4 protein-coding genes are annotated in these 3600 nt (G+C 57.9%); all 4 read right to left on the bottom strand.

Annotated elements, in window-relative coordinates; translation table 11 throughout:
• On the bottom strand, positions 1–367 hold a 367-nt coding region (locus H5U08_RS12980), incomplete at its 3' end, for a hypothetical protein (RefSeq protein ID WP_297033762.1).
• Positions 361–1002: an HAD hydrolase family protein gene (locus H5U08_RS12975; protein WP_297033759.1), complete on the bottom strand. Its 642-nt coding sequence runs from the start codon at positions 1000–1002 to the stop codon at positions 361–363. The genes H5U08_RS12980 and H5U08_RS12975, both read right to left, overlap by 7 nt.
• A gap of 84 nt (positions 1003–1086) precedes the next feature.
• Positions 1087–2253, bottom strand: a complete 1167-nt coding sequence (locus H5U08_RS12970; RefSeq protein WP_297033756.1) for a KpsF/GutQ family sugar-phosphate isomerase — start codon at positions 2251–2253, stop codon at positions 1087–1089.
• Positions 2254–2570: 317 nt separating this feature from the next.
• Positions 2571–3600: glucose-6-phosphate dehydrogenase (gene zwf, locus H5U08_RS12965; RefSeq protein ID WP_297033753.1), on the bottom strand; the 1030-nt coding region annotated here is incomplete at its 5' end.

The raw sequence follows: 3600 nt of genomic DNA, 5'->3' as shown, positions 1-3600 counted from the left end.
TTTCCGGAAGATTCGACGGCCATTTTTGCGACGGCGAAGTGCGGGAATCAAAGACCAGAAGGCATGGCCGAACCAGCACACGCCCCTCACCGAGATTCCAGTAATCCTGGAAAAGCAGCGTCGTCTGGTCGATTTCCAGCATTTTGGCGTTTTTGATGAGCTGACTTCGACCTGGAAAGAAAGCCGAAAGTGCTTGCAGGCGCTGTTGAAGCCGCTGGTCGGCAGGCAAGTCCACGCTGCGGTGGGAAGTACTCTGCAGGTCTGGTTGTGGTTCGATGAGGGGGACCGCCAGCACGGCATACAGTTGGTAGGCCGCAGCCGTTACCAAAAGGCTCACAATGATCTGTGCCCAGCGGTGCCTCAGCATTTTTTGAGGGTGTTTGAAACTGTAACGACGGCACAGTTGTTCCGATCCGTTTGCGTGTCTCCCCGTTCTTCGGCGAGATAGCTGTCGAGAAGCGTGTGCCAAAGACGCTGCGTTCGAAGAATCAATTCGATGACCTCGCGGAGGGCTCCCCATCCGCCCGATGCAGCCGTCACATATTGAGCTGCTGCGCGCACGTCCCGGGCAGCATCAGCCACTGCCACGCCCAGCCCCACCCGTTCCATCACGGCAATGTCGGGCAAATCATCACCCAGATAACAGACTTCGTGAGGGGATATCCCCCACGCGTTGAGTACATTCTCCACCGCCGGCCATTTCGGTCCGACCCCCTGAATCAACTGATCGACGCCCATTTCCCTGGCGCGCTGTTCGACGACAATGGACCGCCGCTTGCTGAGCAGTGCCAGGCGATATCCGGCTCTTTTCCACAGGACGCACCCCATTCCATCTCGCACGTGAAAACCTTTCAGTTCGTAACCGTGCTCACTCAGCCAGAGTTGGCCGGTCGTCAAAACTCCGTCCACATCGGAAATGATCGCGCGAACGGCCAGACAGCGTCGGCGAAGATCATCGGGCAGGTCGGGGACGGTCTCTCTTGAGTGTTGGGGCGGCATCATCAGCCTCGTTGAAATTTCTCGTGCGTGCTTCAAACTTCGTTGGTTTTTAGCAAAAATGGCGAAGCTCGGAATTACTCGGAATTATCAATCCGTTTGATTGGGCCTGCTCCTTTTTGAACGGTCGAGACGGATAATCGTCGGTGGAACATCCCGCTTGCTGTCGCTCGATTCCGTGGAGGAGTTGCTCTGGGGCGCATGTTCTGCGGATTCGTCATGCCATACGAACTCGGCATCGATGGCGGCGGAAGCCTCGGGAAACAAGCCAATCACATCAGTGATATCGAGCAGACCGCAGGGGCGGTGGTTCTCATCAACAACCGGCAGTTCGCTGATTTTTTTCTGGGCGAGCAGCGCCACGGCTTCCCGCAGCGGCGTCCCCACGGGCACCGTTATCGGAGATCGAGTCATGTGGTCGGAAACGGGTTCGTCGAGAACGGATTCGCGACGGCTTTCCAGGAGTTTGGCAAGATCACTGTCGGTGAAAATGCCCGTCAATCGCCCCTCGTCGTCGAGGAGCATAATCGCTCCCGTGCGACGGCCGGGAAGCCGCGTTTCCACGATGATCTGGCGGATGGTGTGTCGTTCGGAGGCCAACCGACACTGGGAAAGAGGACGCATTTGGTCTTCCACTCTGCCCAGCTTGCGACCGAGGCTTCCCCCCGGATGAAACCGGGCGAAATCCTCCGGCCGGAATCCGCGTAGGTAGGAAAGCGTCAGGGCGATCGCATCTCCCACCGCGAGCATGGCGGCCGTCGTGGTGGTTGGGGCGAGCTGTAAATGTCCAGCTTCACACATGCTTCCCAGTGCGATCACAGCGACCGCCGCACGACCGAGCCGGCTCTCCGCACGGCTGGTGATCGCGATGATGGGAACATCCATTTCGCGGAAAAACGGAAGCAACCGAACGATCTCTTCGGTTTCTCCACTCCAGGAGAGCACAATGGCCACGTCTCCCCGGCGTATTCTTCCCAGGTCACCGTGGACAGCCTCGGCAGGATGGAGGAAGTGACTGGGCGTGCCGGTGGAGGCCAGCGTGGCGGAGATTTTCTGCCCGATAAGCCCCGCCTTGCCGATACCCGTGACGATCACGCTGCCGGAACAGGAAGAGATGAGGGCAATGGCCCTGCAAAAGGAGGGCCCGAGACAACTCGCCGCCTGAACGACCGCCCGGCCGATCGTACTGACGACATCCCGCGCGAAGCGAAGTTGCTCGAACTCTGAATATTTGCTCAGTGCCGCATCCGTGCCCATATTGCGAATCCTTCCACATTGGCAAGGTGGAACAAGGGCGGTGATCCAGCAGAATCTGACTGGGATGTGCTGGCACCCGGTCCGGAAAATGGCCCGCCAGGCTCCGCAATTCTACCCATCTTTCCAGGAAGCCGCAACGCGAGAATGTGAAAGGGGTAACGCTCCCAGGATAAAGGTCTTGAAATGTGTCAAGGCAGGACGGAGGCTATTAGATTTCCGATCTTGTATGGACTGTGCAAATTTCCACGCTTCGTGATCCCGGAGGCTGTTGTGCCTTCGCTTGTGGAGTTGCGTCCTGTGTGGATTCTGTAACTTATCTACTCCAACACCGGGCAGACATTGAACCACCGGCGTCCCTGTCGCTGCATCCATTCTTCCGAATAGGGAGGTCCCCACCCGCCTGCCTCGTAAAGCTCCAGTTGGGGAGGACCGCCGGCATCCCACACCTGCTGGATGGGGTCAATGATTCCCCAGGCAAGTTCAACCTCATCTGCGCGGGCAAAGAGGCTGGGATCGCCGATCATCACATCGAGGAGCAATCGCTCGTAGGCTTCCGGCATTTCGCCCGCGAACTTCTCTCGGAAGTTGAAATCCAGATCGGTCAGACGCATTTTCATTCCCGCATCGGGGACTTTGGTCTGAAAATGGATCTGGATGCCCTCTGCGGGCTGGATTTGAAGCACCAGGCGGTTGGCCTCGTGAATATGTTTGGGGCCTTCCTCGAACATCATGTGGGGAGGTTCACGGAACTGAATGACAATCTGCGTGGTGCGGCAGGACATCGCTTTTCCCGAGCGGAGATAAAACGGCACGCCCTGCCATCGCCAGTTGTCCACGTAGAGCTTGACCACTCCGAAAGTCGCTGTCTGGCTGTGGGGCGGTACGTTGGGCTCATCGCGATACTTGCGATACTGGCCGCGGACGGTGTTCGCCGCTACATCGGCCGGTGTGAAAGGACGAACCGCCCGCAGCACCTTCACCTTCTCATCCCGGATGTCGTCCGCGTTGACCCGGCTGGGCGGCTCCATGGCCGTCAGCGTGAGGAGCTGGAGGAGGTGGTTCTGGAACATATCGCGGAGAATCCCGGCGGATTCATAAAAACTTGCCCGCCGACCTATGGGCAAATCCTCCGCAGCGGTGATCTGGACGTGATCGACATAATTTCGATTCCAGATGGGTTCAAAAATGGTATTGGCAAATCGCAGGACGAGAACGTTGGCGACGGTCTCTTTTCCCAGGTAGTGGTCGATGCGGTAAATCTGATGTTCGGCGAATACTTCGTGGATCCTGGCATTCAGTTGCCGGGCCGATTCTCGATCGCGTCCGAACGGCTTTTCCACCACGATT

It is taken from the genome of Thermogutta sp. (genome assembly GCF_014359955.1).
In the GTDB taxonomy this organism is placed as follows: domain Bacteria; phylum Planctomycetota; class Planctomycetia; order Pirellulales; family Thermoguttaceae; genus Thermogutta.
This window is presented reverse-complemented; position numbering and strand designations above follow the sequence as displayed.